The sequence below is a fragment of the Pontibacterium sp. genome (genome assembly GCF_041587635.1).
In the GTDB taxonomy this organism is placed as follows: Bacteria; Pseudomonadota; Gammaproteobacteria; order Pseudomonadales; family Balneatricaceae; genus Pontibacterium.
Genome location: NZ_JBFGYC010000706.1, coordinates 1 through 1659, shown reverse-complemented (window position 1 = coordinate 1659; position 1659 = coordinate 1). Strand labels below are relative to the sequence as shown.

At 51.5% G+C, this 1659-nt stretch carries 2 protein-coding genes; both read left to right on the top strand.

What is annotated here, in order from left to right:
- The coding region (locus ABYW01_RS20985) for a protein phosphatase CheZ (RefSeq protein ID WP_372836506.1) at positions 1-612 on the top strand (612 nt) is incomplete at its 5' end.
- 13 nt (positions 613-625) lie between these two features.
- Positions 626-1659: Hpt domain-containing protein (locus ABYW01_RS20980; RefSeq protein ID WP_372836505.1), on the top strand; the 1034-nt coding region annotated here is incomplete at its 3' end.

Here is a 1659-nt window from a genome sequence, read left to right as displayed (position 1 = left end):
GCGGCTATGGATCAGATTAGTGAGCTCTATGAGTTCCGTCATCAAGTGTTTTATCAGGAAGTGGGTATGTTGACCCGCGGCTTGCATGAAGCCCTGAAAGCATTTGGTAACGACGTCCAAGATTCGATTCAATCCGATGTGTCTCGTGTAGATCTGAGTGACGCCTCACAAAGCCTCGACCACGTTGTTGAACTGACAGAGAAAAATGCTCATCAGACGATGGATAAACTCGACCGTGCGTTGGCACTGGTGTCGGAGTTGGAAGCTGAAGGATTAGGTGATTCCGCGGCTGAAAAGCTGAAAGCGTTGCACACTGAATTAACCGACGTTCTGGTTGCTCAGGGCTATCAGGATATTGCCGGGCAGCTTATTCGTAAGGTCATGATGTTGCTGAGTAATGTGGAACAACATCTGGTTCAGTTGATGGATATGGCAGCCGCCGTTGAGCGTTTAAGTGGTGTTCGCCCATCAGAAACTGATGTGCCTGCGGTTGAAGATACTAAAGAAAAAGCGATTGCAGCCGAAGGCCCTCAGGTCAGAGCTAAAGATTCCCCCGATGTAGTGACTGAACAAGATGAAGTCGACGAACTTCTATCCAGTCTCGGGTTTTAATTAGGAGCGCTTCATGAGTTTAGATGTTGATCAGGAGATTCTGGAAGACTTTCTTGTAGAAGCCGGAGAGATTCTTGAACTGCTGTCTGAACAGTTAGTCGATCTGGAGCAGCGTCCCGGTGATCGTGATCTTTTGAATGCGATCTTTCGTGGTTTCCATACGGTAAAAGGCGGCGCAGGTTTTTTGCAGCTTGATGCCATGGTTGAATGCTGCCACAAAGCAGAGAACCTTTTCGATCTGTTGCGTAACGGTGATTTAGCAATCACCCCTGAACTCATGGATGTTGTTCTGCAAGCCTTGGATGCCGTGAACGTTATGTTCGAAGCGGTACGGGATGGATTGCCTCCAGAGCATGCTGATCCAGCACTACTTGCGCAGCTGTTAGCGTATACCGAAGGTGGCGGCCCTGCAGTTGAGGCGCCGGTTCCTGCCCCTGTTGAGGCTGTCGAACAAACTCCAGCCCCTGCTCCTGCTGTGGCGGCGTCTCCTGCAGCTCAGGATGCCTCGGATGCTGAGTTTGATTTGTTGTTAAATGCACTTGAAGAATCGGATGCGGTTAGCAAAGACGCTGCTGCCCCTGCTGTTCAGGCGGCTGCGAGCGGTGACACGATTACCGAAGATGAGTTCGAAGCATTGCTCGATGAGTTGCAATCAAACGGTGAAGGTGCATTCTCGCAGAATGAAGCTGCAAAAGCTGCTGCGTCTGCGGTGACGGCTCCTCAAGCTGATGCCGGTCTGATTACAGACGACGAATTTGAAGCGCTGTTGGATGATCTTCAGTCAAAAGGAGAAGGTGCATTTACACACAATAGCGCTGATGCACCGGCTGTTGCCGAGTCCGTAGCTGCAGTTGCCCCCGCGCCTGCACCAAAACCTGTTCCTAAGCCGAAAGCCGCGCCGGTACCGAAAGCCAACCCCGCAGCTAAAGCGGCTTCTCCGGCAGCTAAAGCACCAGCGAAGACCGCGGCTCCAGCAGCCCAGCATAAGCCTGCTGCTGAGAGTAATGTGCGTGTCGATACGCGTTTGCTCGATAAGATCATGAATAT